The 20,123-nt window shown below is 39.7% G+C and carries 19 protein-coding genes; 6 read left to right on the top strand and 13 right to left on the bottom strand.

Annotated elements, in window-relative coordinates; all coding sequences use genetic code 11:
* The 6 genes from NY78_RS24175 to NY78_RS20980 all read right to left on the bottom strand — a co-directional run.
* The coding region (locus tag NY78_RS24175) for a histidine kinase (protein ID WP_082140163.1) at positions 1–791 on the bottom strand (791 nt) is incomplete at its 3' end.
* A 569-nt stretch (positions 792–1,360) separates the two neighbouring features.
* Positions 1,361–1,636, bottom strand: coding sequence for a hypothetical protein (locus tag NY78_RS24170; RefSeq protein ID WP_082140162.1), 276 nt, complete (start codon positions 1,634–1,636; stop codon positions 1,361–1,363).
* 90 nt (positions 1,637–1,726) lie between these two features.
* Entirely contained in the window at positions 1,727–2,155 is a 429-nt protein-coding gene (locus tag NY78_RS20995; protein ID WP_043640700.1) for a hypothetical protein, read from the bottom strand.
* 80 nt (positions 2,156–2,235) lie between these two features.
* Complete coding sequence (locus NY78_RS20990; RefSeq protein ID WP_043640697.1) at positions 2,236–3,384, bottom strand: tyrosine-type recombinase/integrase; 1,149 nt, start codon at positions 3,382–3,384, stop codon at positions 2,236–2,238.
* Positions 3,385–3,489: 105 nt separating this feature from the next.
* On the bottom strand, positions 3,490–4,047 hold the full coding sequence (locus NY78_RS20985; RefSeq protein WP_043640694.1) for a tyrosine-type recombinase/integrase: 558 nt from the start codon (positions 4,045–4,047) through the stop codon (positions 3,490–3,492).
* Positions 4,048–4,437: 390 nt separating this feature from the next.
* Positions 4,438–4,818 (bottom strand): hypothetical protein, encoded by a 381-nt coding sequence (locus NY78_RS20980; RefSeq protein WP_043640691.1) that lies wholly within the window; start codon positions 4,816–4,818, stop codon positions 4,438–4,440.
* Between the two features lie 1,271 nt (positions 4,819–6,089).
* On the opposite strand from NY78_RS20980, the gene NY78_RS24165 reads away from it, so the two are divergent.
* Complete coding sequence (locus NY78_RS24165; protein WP_231584068.1) at positions 6,090–8,210, top strand: AAA family ATPase; 2,121 nt, start codon at positions 6,090–6,092, stop codon at positions 8,208–8,210.
* Positions 8,211–9,695: 1,485 nt separating this feature from the next.
* On the opposite strand, the gene NY78_RS24995 is transcribed toward NY78_RS24165, so the two are convergent.
* The 5 genes from NY78_RS24995 to NY78_RS20960 form a co-directional block, all read right to left on the bottom strand.
* The gene (locus NY78_RS24995) at positions 9,696–10,631 is read right to left on the bottom strand and encodes a hypothetical protein (RefSeq protein WP_156181070.1); all 936 of its coding nucleotides are present in this window, start codon (positions 10,629–10,631) and stop codon (positions 9,696–9,698) included.
* Positions 10,628–11,716: a hypothetical protein gene (locus tag NY78_RS20970; RefSeq protein ID WP_043640685.1), complete on the bottom strand. Its 1,089-nt coding sequence runs from the start codon at positions 11,714–11,716 to the stop codon at positions 10,628–10,630. Before NY78_RS20970 ends, NY78_RS24995 begins: the two co-directional genes overlap by 4 nt.
* A gap of 534 nt (positions 11,717–12,250) precedes the next feature.
* Entirely contained in the window at positions 12,251–12,403 is a 153-nt protein-coding gene (locus NY78_RS24990; protein ID WP_156181068.1) for a hypothetical protein, read from the bottom strand.
* 61 nt (positions 12,404–12,464) lie between these two features.
* On the bottom strand, positions 12,465–12,848 hold the full coding sequence (locus tag NY78_RS20965) for a DUF6573 family protein (RefSeq protein WP_043640681.1): 384 nt from the start codon (positions 12,846–12,848) through the stop codon (positions 12,465–12,467).
* A 2-nt stretch (positions 12,849–12,850) separates the two neighbouring features.
* Positions 12,851–13,060 carry a hypothetical protein gene (locus tag NY78_RS20960; RefSeq protein WP_043640678.1) on the bottom strand — a complete coding sequence of 70 codons (210 nt, stop codon included), beginning with the start codon at positions 13,058–13,060 and terminating at the stop codon, positions 12,851–12,853.
* A 329-nt stretch (positions 13,061–13,389) separates the two neighbouring features.
* On the opposite strand from NY78_RS20960, the gene NY78_RS24985 reads away from it, so the two are divergent.
* From NY78_RS24985 to NY78_RS24150, 5 genes are all read left to right on the top strand, one after another.
* Entirely contained in the window at positions 13,390–13,746 is a 357-nt protein-coding gene (locus NY78_RS24985; protein WP_156181066.1) for a DUF488 family protein, N3 subclade, read from the top strand.
* A gap of 376 nt (positions 13,747–14,122) precedes the next feature.
* Positions 14,123–14,536 (top strand): hypothetical protein, encoded by a 414-nt coding sequence (locus NY78_RS20950; RefSeq protein ID WP_043640675.1) that lies wholly within the window; start codon positions 14,123–14,125, stop codon positions 14,534–14,536.
* A 203-nt stretch (positions 14,537–14,739) separates the two neighbouring features.
* Entirely contained in the window at positions 14,740–15,756 is a 1,017-nt protein-coding gene (locus tag NY78_RS24160) for a GIY-YIG nuclease family protein (RefSeq protein WP_082140160.1), read from the top strand.
* Positions 15,757–15,816: 60 nt separating this feature from the next.
* Positions 15,817–17,226: a DUF4236 domain-containing protein gene (locus tag NY78_RS24155; RefSeq protein WP_082140159.1), complete on the top strand. Its 1,410-nt coding sequence runs from the start codon at positions 15,817–15,819 to the stop codon at positions 17,224–17,226.
* Between the two features lie 81 nt (positions 17,227–17,307).
* Entirely contained in the window at positions 17,308–18,474 is a 1,167-nt protein-coding gene (locus NY78_RS24150; RefSeq protein WP_197084296.1) for a HEPN-associated N-terminal domain-containing protein, read from the top strand.
* A 69-nt stretch (positions 18,475–18,543) separates the two neighbouring features.
* Here NY78_RS24150 and NY78_RS25925 read toward each other — a convergent pair whose 3' ends face one another.
* Positions 18,544–18,714 (bottom strand): restriction endonuclease, encoded by a 171-nt coding sequence (locus NY78_RS25925; protein ID WP_082140157.1) that lies wholly within the window; start codon positions 18,712–18,714, stop codon positions 18,544–18,546.
* A 13-nt stretch (positions 18,715–18,727) separates the two neighbouring features.
* Positions 18,728–19,363 (bottom strand): hypothetical protein, encoded by a 636-nt coding sequence (locus NY78_RS24980; protein ID WP_156181064.1) that lies wholly within the window; start codon positions 19,361–19,363, stop codon positions 18,728–18,730.
* Positions 19,364–20,123 lie beyond the last annotated feature (760 nt).

The following is a 20,123-nucleotide window of genomic DNA, read 5'->3' as shown; positions in this document are numbered from 1 at the left end:
AATATGGTTTTATCGTATGCTTTGGGATGGTTTTTGTATTCTTTTACTGCTAAATTTACAAGCTCTAATCCTTGGAGAGTTATCATAGAGAGCTTGTATTCTTTGTTTTCAAGCGCTAATAACTGTTTTTGTTTCTTAATTTCTTCTACTAGGCCAAACAGTGACGCTTGGACAAGGCTCATTAGTTCTTTGTTTTCTTCTGGAACTTCATCAAATAAAATGTCAAGTAGTCCTTTTGCCCCTCCAGCAGCATTAAGAATATCGTGAAAAAAGATTCGTTCCAGTATTTTTCTACGTTTTTCGTCTTCTATATCTACGATTGAGACAACATAATACTTTGCGTTTTCAACATCCCAAGGAGAAACAAATACTCTCAGGTCTTTTGCCGAGCTTTCATCGTTGTGGCTTACCAGGAGTTGACAGTCGTGCTGCGCTTTTGCATTGCCGATCATGCTTTCTAATACTGCTCGAAGAGCACCACATTCACGGCAAAATGTAGAAGTGCCACATTTTGCTTCTTCCACGTGGGCGTAGCTACAACCCATTGCTTCACCGGGGCGAAGCCCAAGGAAATTGCCTAGGTCGTGGATGCCAAGGATGTCTAAAAAAGCTGTATTGCTGAAAACTATTTGCCGGTGACTGTTTAAAACAATGAGCGGAAGGGGAAAGAAGTCAAAGTAGCTAGAGCATATGTGTCCAGAAAGCTGTTCTCTCTCTTCCTGTACTTCATTAATGCTTAAACGTTCAGGTGGGGCGCATTTTGTATGTAACTGATCGCTGCTCAAGTTCATATCCTTCCGGTCGATTTAGTTGCAAACTAGAAAAGTAGTGCGTGTAATATCGATATCTTGCATCACTTAGACCTAAATCTAGTCCGTTCGGTGGTCAAAAACGAAATTTCTTTCGTTTTTGGGGATGCCGTTTGGGCTGAATCTCAGAACTTTGCCATTAGACACCCTTTTTTTGGACTAAAATCAGCATTTATTGTATATTTTCAGCTTGTTCTCGGGATTCGCCGCACATAGCCGGGTCTGAACTCGCAGGATCCTGTGAATTTTTGGACCGAAAAAACGGCTAATTACTCGTTTTAAAAAAGTCCAGTAAACTGGAATCCTGGGGCACCGGTCTCAAGGTGATTTGTCGCGACAACCATAGGGCCACCATATCTGCTGTAATTCCAAACTTTTTCTCCGCAAACGGCAACACCAAGTAAACTTCCCAAGCTGTGGCCGATGGGATACAGTCACCACTACTGACCCAGATGGCCGGCACTGAGACTGGGACCAGACCCAGCATACCACGCCGTTAAAAAAAGGTGAACCACCGGGGCAGGGCGGTCCACCTTTAAAGTTCCCAGTGCTTAAATCAAGTTTTTGTCGAATAAGTCAATTTTAACAAGTACATCCAGTCCAAGCGTTTTGACAATCCATGCTTCACCTTCGGTCCATTCGCGTTCCATAGTAAGTTTTCTTTGTTCTTTGATCATATCGATATTAGCTTCAAATTGCTTTGGCTTGTACAGCGCTTGATATTTGTAGTAAATTTCTTCATTGCATTTTTCACATAAGAAATCACAAGGGTATCTGTGATTCGGAAAACATGTATGAGATTTATCCCATAAACATCTTTGTGCCATAATATTTCTCCATTCTTGGTCTTTGACAAATGAAAGACGAGGAGTCTGTGCTAGAGATTCCTCGTCTTTCCATAGCGTTTAAGTTTTTGTTTATTCCTGGTTACCAGTGTCGTCTGCTCCTCCGTCACGCAAGTTGTTGTTTAATGTTGCTTCTCTCATTTTCTTGGCCTGCTTGATAATGTCAGCCATTTCAGCGGCAGTTACTTTGCCTCGAAACGGCAAACAGTACTCCTTGTAGCAATCATTGCAGAGGGTTTTGAATTTATTCTCAGTGGTGCAGATGAAACTCTTTAAGCAAATATAGCATTCTTTATTCAATTCGATTTCATTCTTTTTCTTCTCGTGGATTTCATGAATAGCTTTTACAATGTCTATGTTCTTGCGAAATTCCTCCGGTGTAAAGATGCTTCGATAGTAATCAACATAAATGGTGTGATAGCATTTATTGCATAAAAATATCCAGCTTACTGATGCTGGCTCTTTTATGGTGTCCAGCTGACACCACTGACAAGTTCTCATGACTAGTGTCCTCATTTGTCTTTACTTATTGAAAAATAGAAAGACGGAGTATCTTTTACAAGACGCCCCGTCTTCCTGGACTATGCCACTTCTAAAGCGGGTAACAGATTGACTGCTCTTTCTTTTTCTCCTTCCATGTAGTGGTAATAGGTGTCTGCCGTCATCTTCACCGTTGAATGACCCATCATCTTGGAAACGGCAGCTAAGTCAGCACCTTTGCGAAGTAATGTGGTCGCAAACAGGTGCCGAAGATCGTACATACGAGTCTGGTAGGTGATACCAGCCCGTTTGCATGCGTTTTTGAATGCTTTCCGAATCGTGGTCAGGTTCCGGCCCATGTACTCGATGACATATCCGGTTTTGGATTCTGCCTGCTCCTTTTCCAAACGTTTCAGGAACTCAGGGTTTATCGGAACTGTCCGGTAGGTCTTGGTTTTACTCGCATAAATGCGAACAGTACTAGCCTTGAAGTCAATGTCTTCCCACTTGAGCGAGAGAAGTTCTGATTCTCCAGGACGAGTACCCAGGTTGAAACAAACTTCCATCGCCCACTTCAAATGTGGCTCGGCGTTGACCATGATCTTCTTTGCATCGTCCAAGGTGAGCTTCATATCCCATGGTTGAACCTTGGGTTTCTTCCAAATCTTCAGGGGATTAACGGAAGTAAAGCCGTTGTCTATCCCGAAGTTGAAGATGAAACTCAAGTAATCACAGTACTTATTTACCGTGTACTGGGACCGAACCTTTCCCGTTCTGCTGCTAACTCCTTGAAAGTGCAGGATGAACGGAATCATATCTTCTTGATATGTCAAAGAATCCACTGGCTTGTCGCCGAGAACCGGGATAAACACATGGTGGACCAAGTGCTCGATGTTCCGAATGTGCTTCTCCGTCCGGCCTGATGCCTTCATATGGGCCAGATACTTCGATCCAAGCTCCGACAGGAGCATCCCGCCAGGAACTCGACCAGTGACCTGGTTAAAGCCCTGGATCGGGGCGGCACCTGGGTTCTCCATCTGTCCGGTCGCCGGCACTGGTACCAGGACCGCTGCCGTCACCGTTTCGGGATCAGGAACCGGTAACCCCTGGTCGAGTGCGTCACGAACAGCGTGATCAAACTTTTCAGCTTTTGCTTGACCAAGTTCACCACGACCAAACGATTTGTCATGTCTTTTGCCGTTGAAATGCCAATAGACCATCCATCGGCTATCACGTTGATAGACGCCCATAAGAAACCTCTTCTGTTCTAGGTTGAAGTAACAATTTAAATTCTGGACCGAGGGGAATTAAGGCGCTCTACAAATAAAGGGGATTTTACTCCCCTCGTGAGAAATCTAAATAGAGTTCATCAAAACTTCTTCGACTTCTTCCTCCTTCACACCGATATATCTTCTTGTGATACTCGGGCTGCTGTGGTTGAGTCTTTTCGCTATGACTTCCCATGGGGTGCCGTAGGTTTTTCGCTGGTGATAACACCAAGTTTTTCTTAACGTGTGCGCCCCGTAGTTGCCAGGAAGGTGGATTGCATCGCACCATTGCTGCACGTACATGGTCACAGCGTATGTTGTAATTGCGTAGTTACTCCCTTTCCGGCTCTTAAACAGGAAATGGTCATCCTTTGCATCAACTGTCTTCAAGTAGTCGTCAAGAGCATCTTTAATGTCCTTGTTGACCATCAAAACGTTTTCTTTTTGCGTCTTCTTTTCACGCAAAACTACTCGGTCGCCTATCTTGGCATGTTTTATGTCACCAACCTTCAAGCTCAATAAATCTTGAACTCGAAGACCAGTGTTGATGCCGAGAATGAAGAGCAGCCTGTTGCGTGGTTGATCTGCCAAGAGCTTTTTAATGCTCTTGATGTCCTTCGCATTAGTTATTGGTTCGACCTTCATAAATTCCTCCAATCTGGTTTTTACTTTTGGGAAGACCAGAAACGAATATTGAAAACTGCTGGTCCAAGGGCTTGGCCCTGGGGCTTGCCGTTAACGCCTTGTGATTCTTTGGAATCTTCAACTTTCTAGGTCGAATTTACGTTAATAGGTAAAACCGTCCTTCGACGATATTCAGTATCTTTCAATTTTGAATACTTATATCTCTAATTTTGTGACTAAAATCGTAAATCCAATGCGAAGGATAAGCTGCTGACAATCTGACTCTTTGCAACTAAATCAATGCGATAAAGGCGAAGTAATCCCAACTTTAAAGATGTATGAAAATCTTATCCGAGTTAAAAAATAAGAAATGCCACGCAGACGAATCCGCATGACATTTCAGTTGGAGGGTTATGGGAGAATCTTGTTCAAGATGATCTTTCCATCGATGACTTCGATTGTGAACTCGTCGCCTTCGTTGACTTCAAGATCACCGAGATCGTGGGCTTTCAGATTGACCTTCAGGAAACCGAATTGGTTTACCTTCGGTCTCTTTGAGTCCTTGAGATAAAGTCCCTTGACCTCATAGAGCACCCTGTCGGTACTTATGAGCTTTAAGATGTACTGTTTGAGCGTTTGACGATGTTTGATCTTCATCTGCTCCATTATCGTAGCAGCATCCAGACCTTCTTTGATAAGGTTGCGAAGAGTCTTCGGATCATACTTCGATTCGATCTTCTTCTTCGCCGTCCCGTCTTGAACGTCAGTTGAATTACCATTCTTGGCTCCCATAACGCCTCCTTTGCATAGAAATGTTACTTTATCTGGTATATCTCTACGAATTGCTGAAAAATGCATGAAAATGCACAAATTTAAGATCAAAATCCATCATATTTCTCGTGCTTCTGGGATTGGAAACGTAATTTGGCCCTAGGACGCTGTTCCTGGGGTTTTTGCTGGCGGGGGATGCCAAGCCATAGGACAAGCCCCGAAAACCCAGGAGACGGGATTTTACGGGGGGTATTCCTGGGGCCAGGACAAGTTCAACCAGCCCCATTGAGGTAATTGACGCCGGGTGGACCAGGAGACGGGTAAATCCGACCGTTAGAAAAAAGAAAAAGGCCCTCACGAATGAAAGCCTTTGTAAAGAATCTACTTTGCAGTTTACGGAATCATGCGACCATCTAAATTTCTTCAGATAGTAGCAGAACTCCTAAGAGTCGAAAGGAGCGTCACCGATCCTAGCACTCTGTTGCATCCGTATAAGCGGTTTTCCCGCATACGGCTACGTCAATTGGTATTCGATGTATCATAAGTGTCTAATGTTTTTGAGCAGTTTTTAATGACGCTGTACTACTGAATAACAGCGGCTTCGAGTTTATACCCAAAGCAATGGTTTTGTTGTTTTGTTTAAGTGACATCTCGTGCTACATCGAATACCGTTCGATAGTTTCTTACAAACTTCAGCCACCCTTATGAAAATCAAGCTTTCCATCTCCGTAAAAATCTTTTCACAAGGGCTTCCTTTGGTCTATTGCAATCCTTTGAAGCCATCCCATGTCTAATCGCATCCATATGTCCAAACGTGATTTCACTTGAGCTATCACGCTTTTTGAAGATTTTTAAAAATCAACGGATTTCAGTTTGCCATGAACTTCATCCGGCATATGGGCCACCTTGACTTCTTTGAGTTATCAAATACGGGCTGGTTTTTTGTCTCAACTTCTCCCCCGTCTAGATTGCTCTATAACTGGTAAGTCATTCTTAAGTAGATCTAGTTCGAAGAGAGTACGACCGATCTGGTTTATCTTAAGAAATGTTTATTTTTCGACTTGATGTCTTTTCAAGAGAAGACACCTCCTAGATTTTGCTAGGATAGGATTTGGAATATACAAAGCACCCATGGCGTTTATAAACCGCAAAGTAGACTTCTAAACAATTTGCTGGATATTAATATCTGTAGCAAATCACTGAGTAAAGTAGCTTGCTTTACGTTGATCAGAAGTGACATTTCCGAGCCGTGCCGGTGTTTCGGTTCTGGGGCTTGAGGGCGGCGAATCGGTGTGCTACTTTTTTCCTGTCATTTCGGGGAGGCACAGGGCTTTCCTGATCCGAGTCATGGAATTGCACACAAGCAATGGTTGCGTATGGGTTTCATTCGAGACGATATTTACCAGATGATCCAGAGATCAGATAAATTGAAAGATGATGAACGTCTTTCAATCTTTGAGAGCTTGTCGCAAAAATTTTCATTAATCCCCTTGCGCGGTGGTTTTGCTTCACCCATAGAAGCTTCTGGTGATCCAGATGAAATGAAGCGAATGGCTAAGAAATTGAAAAGACCAATTGAAAACGGATGGCAAAAATGGTGCGAAACGATTCGCCAGTTCAACCGTCAAGATTTTAAAGCTGACAGGGCAGGAATAGCGTGTGGCCCAGCGAGTGGCGTGCTGGTCTTAGATATTGATGACATTGATAAATTTTGGAAAGTCCTTGAGTTCAATGGTATTGATCCGATGCTCCCACCTACTTTTGCCGTTAAAACCGGAGGAAGAGGGGAGCGTTATCACTATTATTTTAGATATCCTAATGATGGTAAGAAATACTCCTGCCGATCTAAGGCCAAATGCTTTGACGTAAGAGGAACAGGAGGACAAGTAATCTGTCCCGGGTCTTTACACCCTGAAACTCAAAAGCCCTATATAATAGCAACAAATGAAGATATTTTAGATGCTCCCAACTGGTTGCTCGAATATTCTTCAGGAGCACGAGAAATTTTCACAGAAGAAGAACAAGATAGACGTTCCAAAAAAATTTTACCCCCCGCCTCTCGAAATATATCTTCTGAAATAGAGCCTTTAGAAGATAAACTGGTTAATCTTGATGGTTTTATTGAAAGATTATCTGTTTCGGAAGACATTAAGCAAAAGATCATGACTCCATTTCCGCAAGGTACTCGATCAGAACCCTCTTGGTCGGTTTTGCTAGGTTTATTGAATGCTAGTATTGATGAAAGGACGATCAGGTCTATTTACCAGAGCTATCCCATTGGAGAAAGGTCCAGGGAAAAGCCCGATTGGTTTGAACGGGAACTTGAAGCAGCTAAGAAAACTATAGCTCAGAATCCAATAGGGGTTACTATGCAACTCGGTTTTCAATCTGGCTCAAATGCTTCTGCTTCTGATTCTGACTATGGAATTTTCAATGCGTATGATGTTTTAACGGCGCAAACAAACTTTGAATTTCTTATAGACAATTTCTGGCCAAAAGATGAGCCACTGTTGATAACTGGATATGGTGGGGCTGGTAAGTCAGTCCTGACCTTGCAAATAGCAATGGATCTGGTTTATCCACCAACCAATGGGTTCTTAAACAAGTTCAAAGTACTTCATGGTGGACATCGCGTTCTTTTTGTGCAATCCGAAAATTCTCTAGTTGGAATGAAACGAAGGCTTGAGCTTATACGCGGTGCTTATGCTATTCCAGATGATGTTATTCGAGAAAGGCTTTTCTTTGTCGGTAGAAAAAATGATATTCGTGCTTCTGGCGATCTTGATAGTCAACAGTTCCAAGATATAATCAAGAGGCAGTATGATTTGTTGGGATTTGATATCCTTGTCGTAGACCCGCTTATAAGCTTTCATAATAAAGATGAAAATTCAAATGACGAAATGCGTAAGCTCTTGGATAACTTTTCAGACTTCTGCGAAGGACTTAAGGTCTCGCCGTTAATCATACACCACCATGGAAAATTTAAGCAAGAAAGAGGAGTCGGTGGTGGACGCGGTGCAAGTGCTATCGGTGATTGGTCTCCTAATACTTGGGAACTCGAATACAAAGAAACAGTTAAAAGATTTAAGTTCATTCATAAGAAAGCTAGAAACTTCATGTTAAATGATGATCTTTCGCTTGAATTGAGCAACTTGAGGTTTAATGTTAGCATTCAGTCGGGTAATTTGAATAATGATACTGTTTACTATGTCATCAAAGCTTTGCAAAACTTGAACGGAGTAGCCCAGACACAAACTGTTTTGAAAAATGAAGTCGTCAATGTGTACAAAACCGAAAATCCTAACAAAAGTATTACTGCCGTGACTGCTGTCAAGTACATCAGTGCTGCCGTTGGTAAAAAAGCTATTAAAACCATCCCAGGTGCGAAAGGATCAATATCCTATCAGCTTTGACCAAGTATATTGACATTCCACCTGCAAGTTTTGTTGGGCTGCAACGGTTGCAACTTTCGACAGATTTCAAATTTGCAATAGAAAATCAAAAGATTTCAATTTGTTACTGCTGTTTTTCAGCTGCAACTGCAAGTTTGCGATTGCCTGCTGTAAACCATTGAAATTTTTAAGGTTCAACTGCAAAATTTTGGTTATATATTAGAGGGGGGTTGCTATACGCACCCCCTCCTGTCTCACAATAGTTAGCAATGTTGATGGCGAAGAAACTTTCCTTTTAAAGGAACGAAAAGGAACTTTCAGCAACATTTGAAACAAACTTTGCTAATTTTATTCAAGTTCAAAACAAATTGTAGGACGTTCAATTTCTATAGCTTCTTAAGTTTTGTTGGAACTGTTAGTGATTGATGTCACAAGGCTTTCTTTGCCATTGTCTTAAAAATCATGTCATATATGGAACCAATATAGTTAAAAACTAGTGTCAGTGGTCAGGTTGTCTTTTTGACTTCAACCGTCGATGAAGGTGTTTGCCTGCTTAAGGTTCTATCGTTTCCAACCTAAGGTAGTTACGTCGGTGAAGCAGATTTTTTTCAAACAATTTTTTTAATACTTTTGAAATAAAGTACATATGAATTGTAGCAAAATATTAATTGGTTATAAACGGGCTAAAACTTTATTGTTCGGTACATTGACTGTACCTGGATGAACTTGTTTAGAATTTGTCTTTCATAGTAAAATATTTGTCAAGATCAGGTTTCTTTAGATTTTTTGCCGATTACTATTCCAGGACAGTATCGGTTTGGTTTAGATGAATCGGAAGTTACAGATATTATTTGACAAGAGGACTTTTTAAATACGTTTAATAGGACGGGGTATCCCAGCTTTTCTTTCCAGATTGAAGTTTCTTTGTCTTTGATAATATTTCAAGAAGATGGATTAAACTCTACTAGGACTCATTGAAATTTTTATCTCGTCCAGCTAGGGCCCATGTTCGGCACATTTGACCTAGAAAGGAACGGGTGCGCCCGATGCTTAAACCGAGAAGGACAATCACGAAGGGGAGAAAGTGCCCCATGGTAGATCTTTCTCGGGAAACAAACTATGTTATCGTAAGATAACCGATAGTTCTGTTGGTTCCTGAAGGGCCATTTTCGCGATAGCCCTGGGGGATTGGGCGGCTAGTTTCGCTCGATTGCTAATATTTCTGGGGTATTAAATGGTCAACGACCCCGTGGTCAGTGCCCGGTCAGTCCAATGGTCAGTACCCCAAAAGTCCAGGTTCCTGGAAATTTGGGGGATATGCGAGGGGAGAAAACGACGAAATTTAATGACCCAAAATCCCAACACGGGGTAAAATTAAAAAGGTCAGTGATTTCGGTAAATTATATCTGTAAAGTTTTGTCAAAGCAAAACAGAAATGCTAAAGGCCTATAAGCACGTGCAGCCGGACAATAATAACCAAATTTACACTGGATCAAGTATTTAGTTTTAGCCAAAAATTGTTTTTAAATATTCACTAGTGCCGTTGTCGTTACTTTCTTCAAATCGTGGGGTAATAAAAGCATTTTCTGAAGATATGAACATCTCTAGCCACCAGAAATAGATAGAATTCGAAAAGGTCCTATAGTTTGAGTTTTTGATGATCTTGTCTAAGTCAATTCCTACGACTTCGTCCAAAAACCAAACAAAATCTTCATAAAGCGGATGTTTGCGGTAGAAGTCGTCCTGTTTTTCCCCACGTTTGTTAAACGGACGAAAGCATATGTCTGCATCTTTTTGATTTATACTATCATAAAATACACATCTTCCCGCTTTTGTCCATTGGGCATGCGATGAACAATCTGATGACCAAGCATGCAATCCTCTAAGTGCCTCGGCACTCCCTATCTTGAATGCATGAACATTGACGCCAGATTTATATAATTTTTCCACTGATGGTCTAAAGTTGAATTTATTTATTGCATTAGAACCAATAGCAACAATAGGGTACCTGTCTTTGCTTTCGCAATAGTAATCTACAATGTCATCTTCAAGCAAATGGATGACAGGGACAGGATATGGGAATATGCCTTCATTTTCGAGGATACGTTGATTTTCGCCGTTTTTGCTACAAAAATCACTCCTTTCCAGTTCGTCAAAGTCTTCATCATAACTGAAGTAAAAATCAAATAAATTCCCATACTCCTTGAGAAATTTAGCATAGTCGTGTACAGTGTGAGTAACTTTTTCAGGGTTATTATGTTTTGACCATACACCAGAGTCAAGAATAATAGAATTTATGTTGTCTTGGAAATCATTTATGATGCGAATTGTTTCATTGTCGTTTAACCCAAATGAACGCAAAAGATTTACTTTTATATCTGGAGCATACTCTTGTATTAGCTCAAAGCTTTTGTAGCTTAATGAAGATTGGTAAATTCTCATTCGATCGCCTTGGCTTTAATTTCTGAGAAAGGTGTAACTTTCGGTTCGTCAAACTCGGGCCATTTCTGAGCCCAAAAATTCATCAAATCATGGGTGGTATAAAACAATATTTCTAGCATTTTAACAAATCTATCGGGACTGTGATCGGGAATATAATCGTCTATTAAAACATCTTCCATCATATCGGCAAGTTGAAGACAGGTTTCCTCTAGCTTGTTATAAGATGGAGAATAGTCTACATCTATTGTGTTGCTCGTAGGATTGTAAGTTTTATTTGCGTATGGATCGCCTTTCTTGCTTTTTAGCAATATTAACTCAACTGCATGATAAACAGACGTTCCTCTTCTGAGTGATATTTCGATTTTTTTAATATCACTTTCTTTTACTATGCCTCTTTGCTTTGTTATTTCTGCTAAAAGATCGTCCGGGATTAAAATTTTATTTGATAAAAATTTGATTCTATTTGCGCCTAATTTAATTTTTTCTATGAAATCCCCAACAATCTCCTCTTGTTTAGGATTGTATGTATATCCACCAGCCGCTAAAATGTCTAAAATTGGATTCTCTGAATTTATTTCAGGGACAACCCTCGACAACTCAACAAGTAACTCTATCCCTAAAAAGTAGAAATTGTCTATCTCTGGTATTTTTGCTACTTTCATCAAATCATAGTGCCGTGCTTTGCTCATTTTTGTTTTGAACAATTTGTCGACTAACTTTATTCTTTCTTGTTCGGCTTCTGTTAATGTGCTTGAATTCTTTTTTATACGTTTAAGGGCCATAGAAATTATAATAAGGAGTTTGCCGGTTTGTATGTCGAGAAAAGCTTTCGCGGCTTTATCATGTTTTACCATTATCACAATATTTTTTTCTAATTCATTTTTCAATTCAACAATATCATCGAGTTCTTGGCTCGAATTAATTTGATAATTTTCGAAATCATATGTTTTTTGAAGTACATTTGTGATAATATTTATGTCAAGAGGGTACTCGCGAAATTTTGCAAATATGTATGATTTTAAAGATTCTCTGTCATCAGTATTAATGATCCGTCGGAAGGTATTAAGGTCATCTTCTATTGTCACTTTGCAACCATCCTTATAATTCGATGATGAAATGCTATATCCTCAGTGCTGAGATGAAAGAGATTTCTAAAATTTACAAATATTTTTTACTGTTAATTTACTACTAGTATGTTTGTAATGTCGGAGCATGTTTTTCTATAGTTTACTATCAAAACCAAGGCCACCTAAGCAGGTTGGATACGAGATTGCCTTTTCCCGCTGGCGGAAAATGGAAAGCCCGGCTTTTTGCTACCCAATATTACCTAGCTCGGTCAATCGGTGTTCTGAAAAATCCGAAAACGGCCTCCGGTGTCACGTACCCATTGTTTATAATAAGTTCCTGTAAATCTCGCGATATTGGATGTTTAGAGGCAACTGCCGTGCCTGATTAGGATTGGGATCGGAACCGGACCATGCAGACCAGAAAATTTAAGCTCCCAACTCAAGGGCGACAGGCGGCGCGGGTAAAAACCCCAAAAGTAGTGTTATCTTGCTTAAATTATAGTGCTATTTTTCAGCCTGTACTTGATCAGAGTGGATGAGGTATGTCGAATTTTATCTCGTATTCCCACTTTGCCCGGTTTTTTTGACATCTGGTGCTCCCAAAAGCGGGTTAAGACTTTTAAGTTTACCACTCTTTGGCAAAATTTTGCTATTTTCAGACATTTCTTCGCCACTTTGGTTTAAAATACCACGCATCAATTTCATCTGGAAATCGTATGGAATTCGTGCGTGATAAAACAAATAATATTGGTTTCTTAAGTTTTTTCTAATCGTCCTCAGGTAGCATGATAGTCAGTACTGGTTCAGCGGCATCACCAGGGCCAATGTGGGCTATGATATCGACGGTTTCAGATCGTCCTGGCTCCATCAGGAAATCAACTTTGAAGTACACCCGATCTGTCCCTTTGCTGGACCGGGCGGCGAACAGGGCTAAAACCAAGACATCATGGAGCCGGCCGACCGTACTTTGACCCTCGGCTTGTAACCCGGTAGGAACCTCGATGTATCGGTGGTATAGGTTGTCTGTGACCACGGTGTGGACTTTGAAACCGTGAGCTTTAGCTTCTTCTGTTACATCCACGAGTATCCCGTCTTCAATGGCTTGTTTGCGGCTGTATGAATAAATTACATTAAAATCTTCGTTAGCCATTGCTAGTTACCTATTTTCTTGGTTAAAAGATTTTCAAGGTTCTTCCTGTAGTTTTTGCAAAGGACAATACCTACTTCGGCATGTGATCTGATAAGTTCACCGTAAATATCTGTTGAACAAGCATCCATTATCTTAAAAAGTTCTTCGATTGGTCGAAAAGCATTAGAAAGTTCGTCTTTTAACTCAAATTCATCAATATGTTTCTGGTCCATATTCCCTCCTAAGTTTTATAAGAAGGATACCCTGGACGAGTGGGGCGGTCACGGGGCGGGTGGTTTAAGCTGGTCAAAGCCCTATGGAAATCGGACGTTGGGCGTATACGGGGATTTCCTGGGATTTCGGCCCAGGGGTATCCCAACTAAAGGCCCAGTGGGGAAAACCCCAGGAAGGGGGCGTAGGGCGCGAATTAGCGGGGTGTCCGGGGGAGAGTGGGGCAGGCCTATCCCGTGGAGCAGCTGGGATTGCGGTGTGGTTACGGCTTGAATCAGTTTCTTTACCTGTTGCCGGTCAACTTGTTCAATAAGTAGGCATAGAGGTCGAAATGATAACTACTTCTTACTTTGCACGGGAAAAAAATATTCCAAACCCAGTTTGTATCGCTCAGGTAAAGCCCAGTTGGAGCAAGTCAAAAGAGTATAAAAAGTTAGCTCCACCATGGAATCTTGTTGGTCGTTACAAGAAAGGGACAGTTTCAACTCAACAATATACTCAAGAATATAGTTTTTTCGTGTTGTCAAGGTTGAATCCTGTTGAAGTATTAAACGAAATAAAATCTCTCTTTGGTGACGATGCTTCTTTGCTTTGCTATGAAAAACCTGGAGATTTTTGTCATAGACGGATAGTGGCTGAATGGCTTGAAAAAGGTACTGGAGAGGTAGTCCCAGAGTTGAAATTTTGATACTGGTGATGCTAAATATGCTTGATTAACTTAGAAACCACTTGTTTTGTTTTTTTTGGGCATGCAGATGAGTGACTGCCACACCGTCAGGAGAATCTGTCCCGGGGCTGTATACTGCGATTTCCTGGGTTTTAAGCTCCGGGGGAGTCCAAGGGGTAGGTCGGCTGGTAAAACCCCAGGAATGGTCCATATGGCGCGTATTAGCGGGGTGTCCGGGGGGCTGGCTGAGTAGCTTTCCCGGAGTGGTGGAGGGGTATATTGCCTGCCAAGACAAAAAACTTTCCCACGGCACTTGTGTCCAGCCGATTTTCCTCGTACAGGTAAATCAGTTCATCAACAATTCCTGAGAAGAGACAGCTGCAAAAGGATATATCCCATGGCGATGAAATTTTTCAATGAAAAGCTTGTTCCGACTATCGTAAAGATAGAAGGAGCATCGGTCTCAATCTCTTACCGCCGTTCCCAGGTTACTTTTTCTAAGGAAGCTGTTGAACTGATGAAGTTGGAGCCGGGAAAGTCCTTCATCGAGGTGGGTTACGATGAAGATGCTAAACGTGTAGCTTTTAAAGTTTCAACCAAACCTGGTGAAAGCAAGGCCAAGGTTGAAACATTTCATGTTCATGCCAAGAACATTGATGTTCCCGTTATCTACATCGCTTCTTACCTGGAAGAAATTCCTGGTATTCCTAGAGGGCTTGCTTGCCGTTATCCTTTGCATAGCTCAGAAGAAGGTTATTTCTACTTCGATTTGAGTGAAGGGAAGGAGAAGGTCAAGAAGGTCAAGAAGTAGTCAGAGCTAGCTTCTGGCTTCGATTAAGAACAAGCCCACGTCTGTCATGTTAAGTGGTGGACGTGGGTTCTTTTATTACTTTAGTTGAGGAGTGGACGTGGGTTTTGTTTATTTTTAGTTAAAAAAATGCCTATTTATGGTTTTTAAATTATAAAGTTATCGTTACAGTCGTATTTGATTTAATACTGCGGAGGAGTTAGGTTATGAAATTGAGTCAGCAGGTAAATTCAATAATTAATAACCGCCCATTTGGGTGGGAGTTCCTTTTGATTTCCCAATATGTCATGGAAGGTATAAATAACAATAGGAAATCACTTCTTAACTCTGGTAACCATTGTTGTGATGGTGAGCGTTTGACATTTTATAATTTTTCAGAATGGATTAAAAGAAAAGGATACGATTTAAATATTCTTTTTGGTGATGTTATTTCTACCTTGGTTTATTTTAAAAGTAATTTGCCTAAGATTATTGGGCGAGAAGGGCAGTCAGGTAATGTCGACGAAATTTTCAAATTTACCTGTTCCGTCATTGATCTGCACCGTAAGCTTATTCAATGGAAATCAAACGTTGAAAATGTTAACTCAGACGCTCTATTCTCAGAAATAATTCCGAAAATTTCTTCGGTAGCCGATCCTATTATTAGGGAGTTATCAAAGTTTGGCAATGAGTTGCATGATTCCGTTATTTTTGCTTCAAAGTCCCCAGTCGGAAGCCCTCAAAGAAATATTGCAATGAAGATAAGTTTTGATGACATCGATACGGAACCAATGATCCGTGAATTCGAAAAAGTTGCAATTGCAGAAGTTAATAAGGTATTCAAAGATTTTGAGAATTTCTCTGCTAAATTTCCATGGGAAAATGGAATTTGTAAACCAGCGTTAACTGACAATGTCAATGACAATAATAAAAAAAATTTTGAGGGTACTTTGTATTCAGATACTAGCGGTTATATTTATGCACTTGTCAATTCATCAATGTCTGGTTTGATTAAAATTGGAAAGACAAAAAAAAGTCCGAAGGAAAGGATGAAAGAGTTAAGCCGTGCAACAGGCGTTCCGACGCCATTCATGTTGTTGTATGATGTCCATGTCAAAAATTGTCATGAAGCAGAAAAATTTGTACATAATTGTTTAAAAAATAGACGCGTTAATTCGTCAAGAGAATTTTTTGCGATTGAAACAAATGAAGCTGTAGAAGTTTTGACAAAGTTAAGATTTTAATTTTAGAGTATAGTGTCAAAATCAAATTAATAATATTGTTTAATTTTTTTGGAGTATTGTATGCCATTCTATTTTCGACGTTCGGTAAACTTTGGTTTGTTCAAATTAAATTTTTCTAATAGTGGAATTGGAACTTCTGTTGGTTTTAAGGGGTTCAGAGTTGGGATGCGGCCGAACGGTTCAACCTATATGCATGCTGGAAGATATGGGTACTATTATCGTGAAGAACTTACTCCCGCTCGAAGCTCGCGAAGAAAAGAACTTGGACTAGACCAGTCCGGAACAACTGCAGAGACAAACATAAACCTCAACGAATATACTTCTGCAAGCAAGAAAGAGTTAGTCGAAGAAATAAATAGGTCTAATTCATTAATTAGATTGGATTTGGTTGCACTTGTTGTGTTTAGTGCACTTTTTGTTTGGGTGATGAATTCAAAATTTAGTTATAAAATTGAAGCATCTTATTGTGTTGCAGGATTTGGCGCGCTTGTCGTTTCCATTGTTTTTTTATTCGAGAAAAAGAGGAGATTGATATGTTTAGACTATGAATTTGATCCTAACTTCAATAAATTTGATAATATTAATAAAGCTTTTGATGAAATGAACAAGTCTCATTCTGCGTGGGTCGTTGAGTCTTCAGAGTCTTTGGAGGATTGGCATAGTCAAAAACGAAACTCTGGAGCTGGTTCGTTAGTTAATAAGAAAAACATACTTATTAATAAAGATTGTCCTAATTGGATCAAGTCAAACATCAAATTTCCATGCTTAAATATTAATGGAATGAAGATTTTCTTTATGCCAGATGGGTTGTTAATAAAGCAAAGCGGTTCATATAAGGCATTGGACTACAGTGAAGTACGACTTAGTAGCAACTTTACAAATTTCATAGTTGATGGAAGTCCTCCTTCAGATGCTAAAATTGTAAGTTACACTTGGCGTTACCCGAATAAGAAAGGAGGTCCAGATAGGAGGTTTGGTAATAACAAACAGATACCTGTCTGTCTTTACGGCGTAATTGTCATGAGTTCTGACAAGGGACTTAGAATAAAATTAATGCTTTCAAATAGTGACTTGGCGTTAAGATTTGTTGAAAAATTTAAGCGAAGTAGCAATGGAATGTCCAATGATAAATTAACAAACAATTGTATTAAAAATATCGAAAGTATTAAATTAGACAAAATGATGTCAAGAAGTCCAGGTGAAACTTTTAAAATAGCAACTGAAAAAGTTGCAAGTAAATTGGTTGAAAATAATCTTTTTAAAATATATAGAACAGAAATTAAAGAGCATTTTGTAGATAAAGTTACAGACGAATCTAAAACTAACAGGCCCAAAAGGCAATTGCTTTCAATTTTAGAAAATCATTTATCCCAGATTGGGGTAGATGTAAGTAATACTGATATTATTGAAAGCGCTTTAGTACTGGTTTGCGAAAGAGAATTTAGTGTTGCAGTGGTTAATAAGGATTGATATTCAAATTGATTTTTTTTGGGCACAATGTTAACAAATGTTTACAGGGAGGATTGAATGGGCGGGGCTAAAGGTTTATACATGAAACAACTTGAAAGAGGTTATTCAGGTTCTGCAAAGTATATTTGCTGCGAATGTATGGAAGAAAAGTCTATTCGCTTGTTTATTGAACGAAACTCGATCAATGTGGCGTGCAGTTATTGTGGAAAATCAGTTGCCGCTCCGCTTGCAAGTGTTGTTAAATTAATTGTTGAAAGCTTAAATATGGAATATGATGATCCAGTTAATGGTGTTGGTTGGTCAAGTGGCGACGGTGGGTGGATTGGAGTTGACGGGAAAATATGGGATACAGATGATCTTTTATACGATCTTGATATTGAAACTCCTGCAATTAACGACATTGTATCATTAATTCATCAGACAGAATGGGTTGATGCTGATCCATATGGACCGCTTCCGCATGAACAGCTTGAGCTTGACTGGGAGAAGTTCGCTAAATCAATCAAAAGTTATTGCATAAAAAGAAAATGCTCGATTGATGCAAAATGCATTCAAGATATGCAAAAATATTCTAAGTATAATCATATTCTTGATTCAATTGGATTCTGTGTGGAAAAATTAGGGCTTGTTACGACTTGGCCAGAGGGTAGTTTGATCTATCGCGCACGGCAAAGTAGACATGCCACATCTTATCGTAGAGTTAGTGAGTTAGGTCCCCCACAACCATCGGAGGCTAAGTATCCAAATAGAATGAGCCCTGCGGGGGAGTCAATGTTTTATGGTGCTCTTGATGAATTGACATGTATTAATGAAATTGCGCCGAACAAAAATTGTCCGTTTATTGCGACAGTTGCCACATGGAAAACAATAAAAGATATTAATATTCTTGATTTATCGGCACTTCCCAGAGTTCCGAGCATTTTTAATAGTTCAAAACGTCGTTTGCGAACACCAATTCGGTTTTTGTATGATTTCTTGCAAGATTTTTCAAAAAAAATTATAAAAGATGGAACCGAACAAATAGAATATTTGCCGACACAGATTGTTACCAATTATTTTAGGAATAGTTATTGTCTTAATCGTAAATCAAAAATTGACGGTATAATTTATAAAAGTTCGCAATCCAACGGTAGCTCTTGCGCGTTATTTTTTGGACAAGATGATTGTACCAATGAACAAGACCTTGCGGAAGGAAAAGCCGTTTTATGCCTCTTGCAAAGTTCAATCAAAGAAATACCTTTTGGTTAGACTGTTTAATTAGTTGATAATTAAAGTTTGTTGATACGGTCGCTATCTTTTAGGTACTAAACCCAGGTTTTATTTTGCTTCTTTGATGTTGATTCTAGCTTTGTAACCGTGTTTAGACAGGAGGAGAAGAAGATGTCCACCGTTGAGAAGGGTTAGTGGTTTTGCCTTGGCAAATTCATAGGAATCTGGGCCATAGTCAGAGGTAGTGACTAGTATCCCTTTATTTGCTCCTTCATTCAAAACAGTCCCGTTTTTAGTTAGGCAAGGTGTTGTAAATAATAGCTATAATCATCGCAATTTTTTCGACATTAGAGTTTGAGAATTCACTATTAAGAATATTAACTTTTTCTAGATCTATAGTGTTATTTGCTCTGACTAGCCATCCTATTTGTATTGTGTCGTGCAATTGCCAAAATGCTTTTCTGGCTACAAGAACTTTTGCATACAGTTTTTTCAAAGATTCTGTATCATTGTAGGCTATGGCTTTCCACTCTTTTTCTAGTTCTTTATCTTTAATTTCGCTTATCATAACGTTTAGTATTGCACCAAGTTTATCGCTAGCGAGTATTTCTTCGTTCGAGTGGGGTATGTCCTTAAAAGCATCCCACCAAAATTGAAATCTCTTTGATAATTTTCCTGTAAAAATAACTAATTTCTCATTATGTGAACCTTTTCTTGTTGTCCATGCCCCGTTGTCAAATGCATTTTCAAGTGCTTGCCCGATCGTTATGGATGTATATAATTTTAAATTATTATCTTTTGAGATAAGGCTGTTCTTTACTAATTCAATGTCCTTATTGGTGCATGATAAAAGAAGGATGAATATTGGGAAGGATAATAGCATTTTGAGATTAAACTTACAAATTTTTTCGCCATGTATATTGAGCATGGTTGACTCCAATAAGTTTTAGGTTAAGTATGTAAGACTAAAACACTTCAAAAAAACTAAGAAATTTCTTTGTCTGTAATAGCCCCGCTCATTAGATTGAATTTTTTTATCAGTTAGCTTGTGAAGGTGTCTGCTTATCGAGATGGCCGGATAGATTTAGGGCTAGAATTCATTGTATCAATCAAATATCTTGATTTCCAGTAAAAAATTTTGGGGAAGTGGCCATTCGAATAGAGTGGCTAACTTACTTTATTGTTTGAATGTTTATTAAAAATAATTTGGTGATCCTGGACTCATAATACATCGACATCGATCAGTGATTGTCTTTAACTTGTCGAAATAATTAACTATTTATAATCAGCATCTCTCCCCAACGTCCTTTTTCTCCACCCACCCGCGAAAAATTTCTTGACCTCCCAGCCCGTGGGAGTGTAGTCCCCTCCGACCAACGACGAGCCAACACGCGCCAACGTCTTTGGTACCCGAAAATTTCTGGGGAATGGAAAATTTAGGGTTGACTTCGGGAAGAGTTCGGAATAGATATCCCCTTCCCTGATTCTGTTTATAGGAGCGTAGCTCAGGGGGAGAGCACTTGCTTGACACGCCAATAGCTTAATTTAACCCCTTAAAATCTTTAAAGAAGCCCCTTTCAAAAAGTGATCTCGTTGGCGAGCTGCCAACGGGATTTTTTGTTTTTTATAGGTCTGTTCTCGATCTCGTTGGCGCATCTGTGGTCAGACTGTGGCGCAGCTGCCAACTC

The organism is Desulfovibrio sp. TomC, from assembly GCF_000801335.2.
Lineage (GTDB): Bacteria > Desulfobacterota > Desulfovibrionia > Desulfovibrionales > Desulfovibrionaceae > Solidesulfovibrio.
This window is presented reverse-complemented; position numbering and strand designations above follow the sequence as displayed.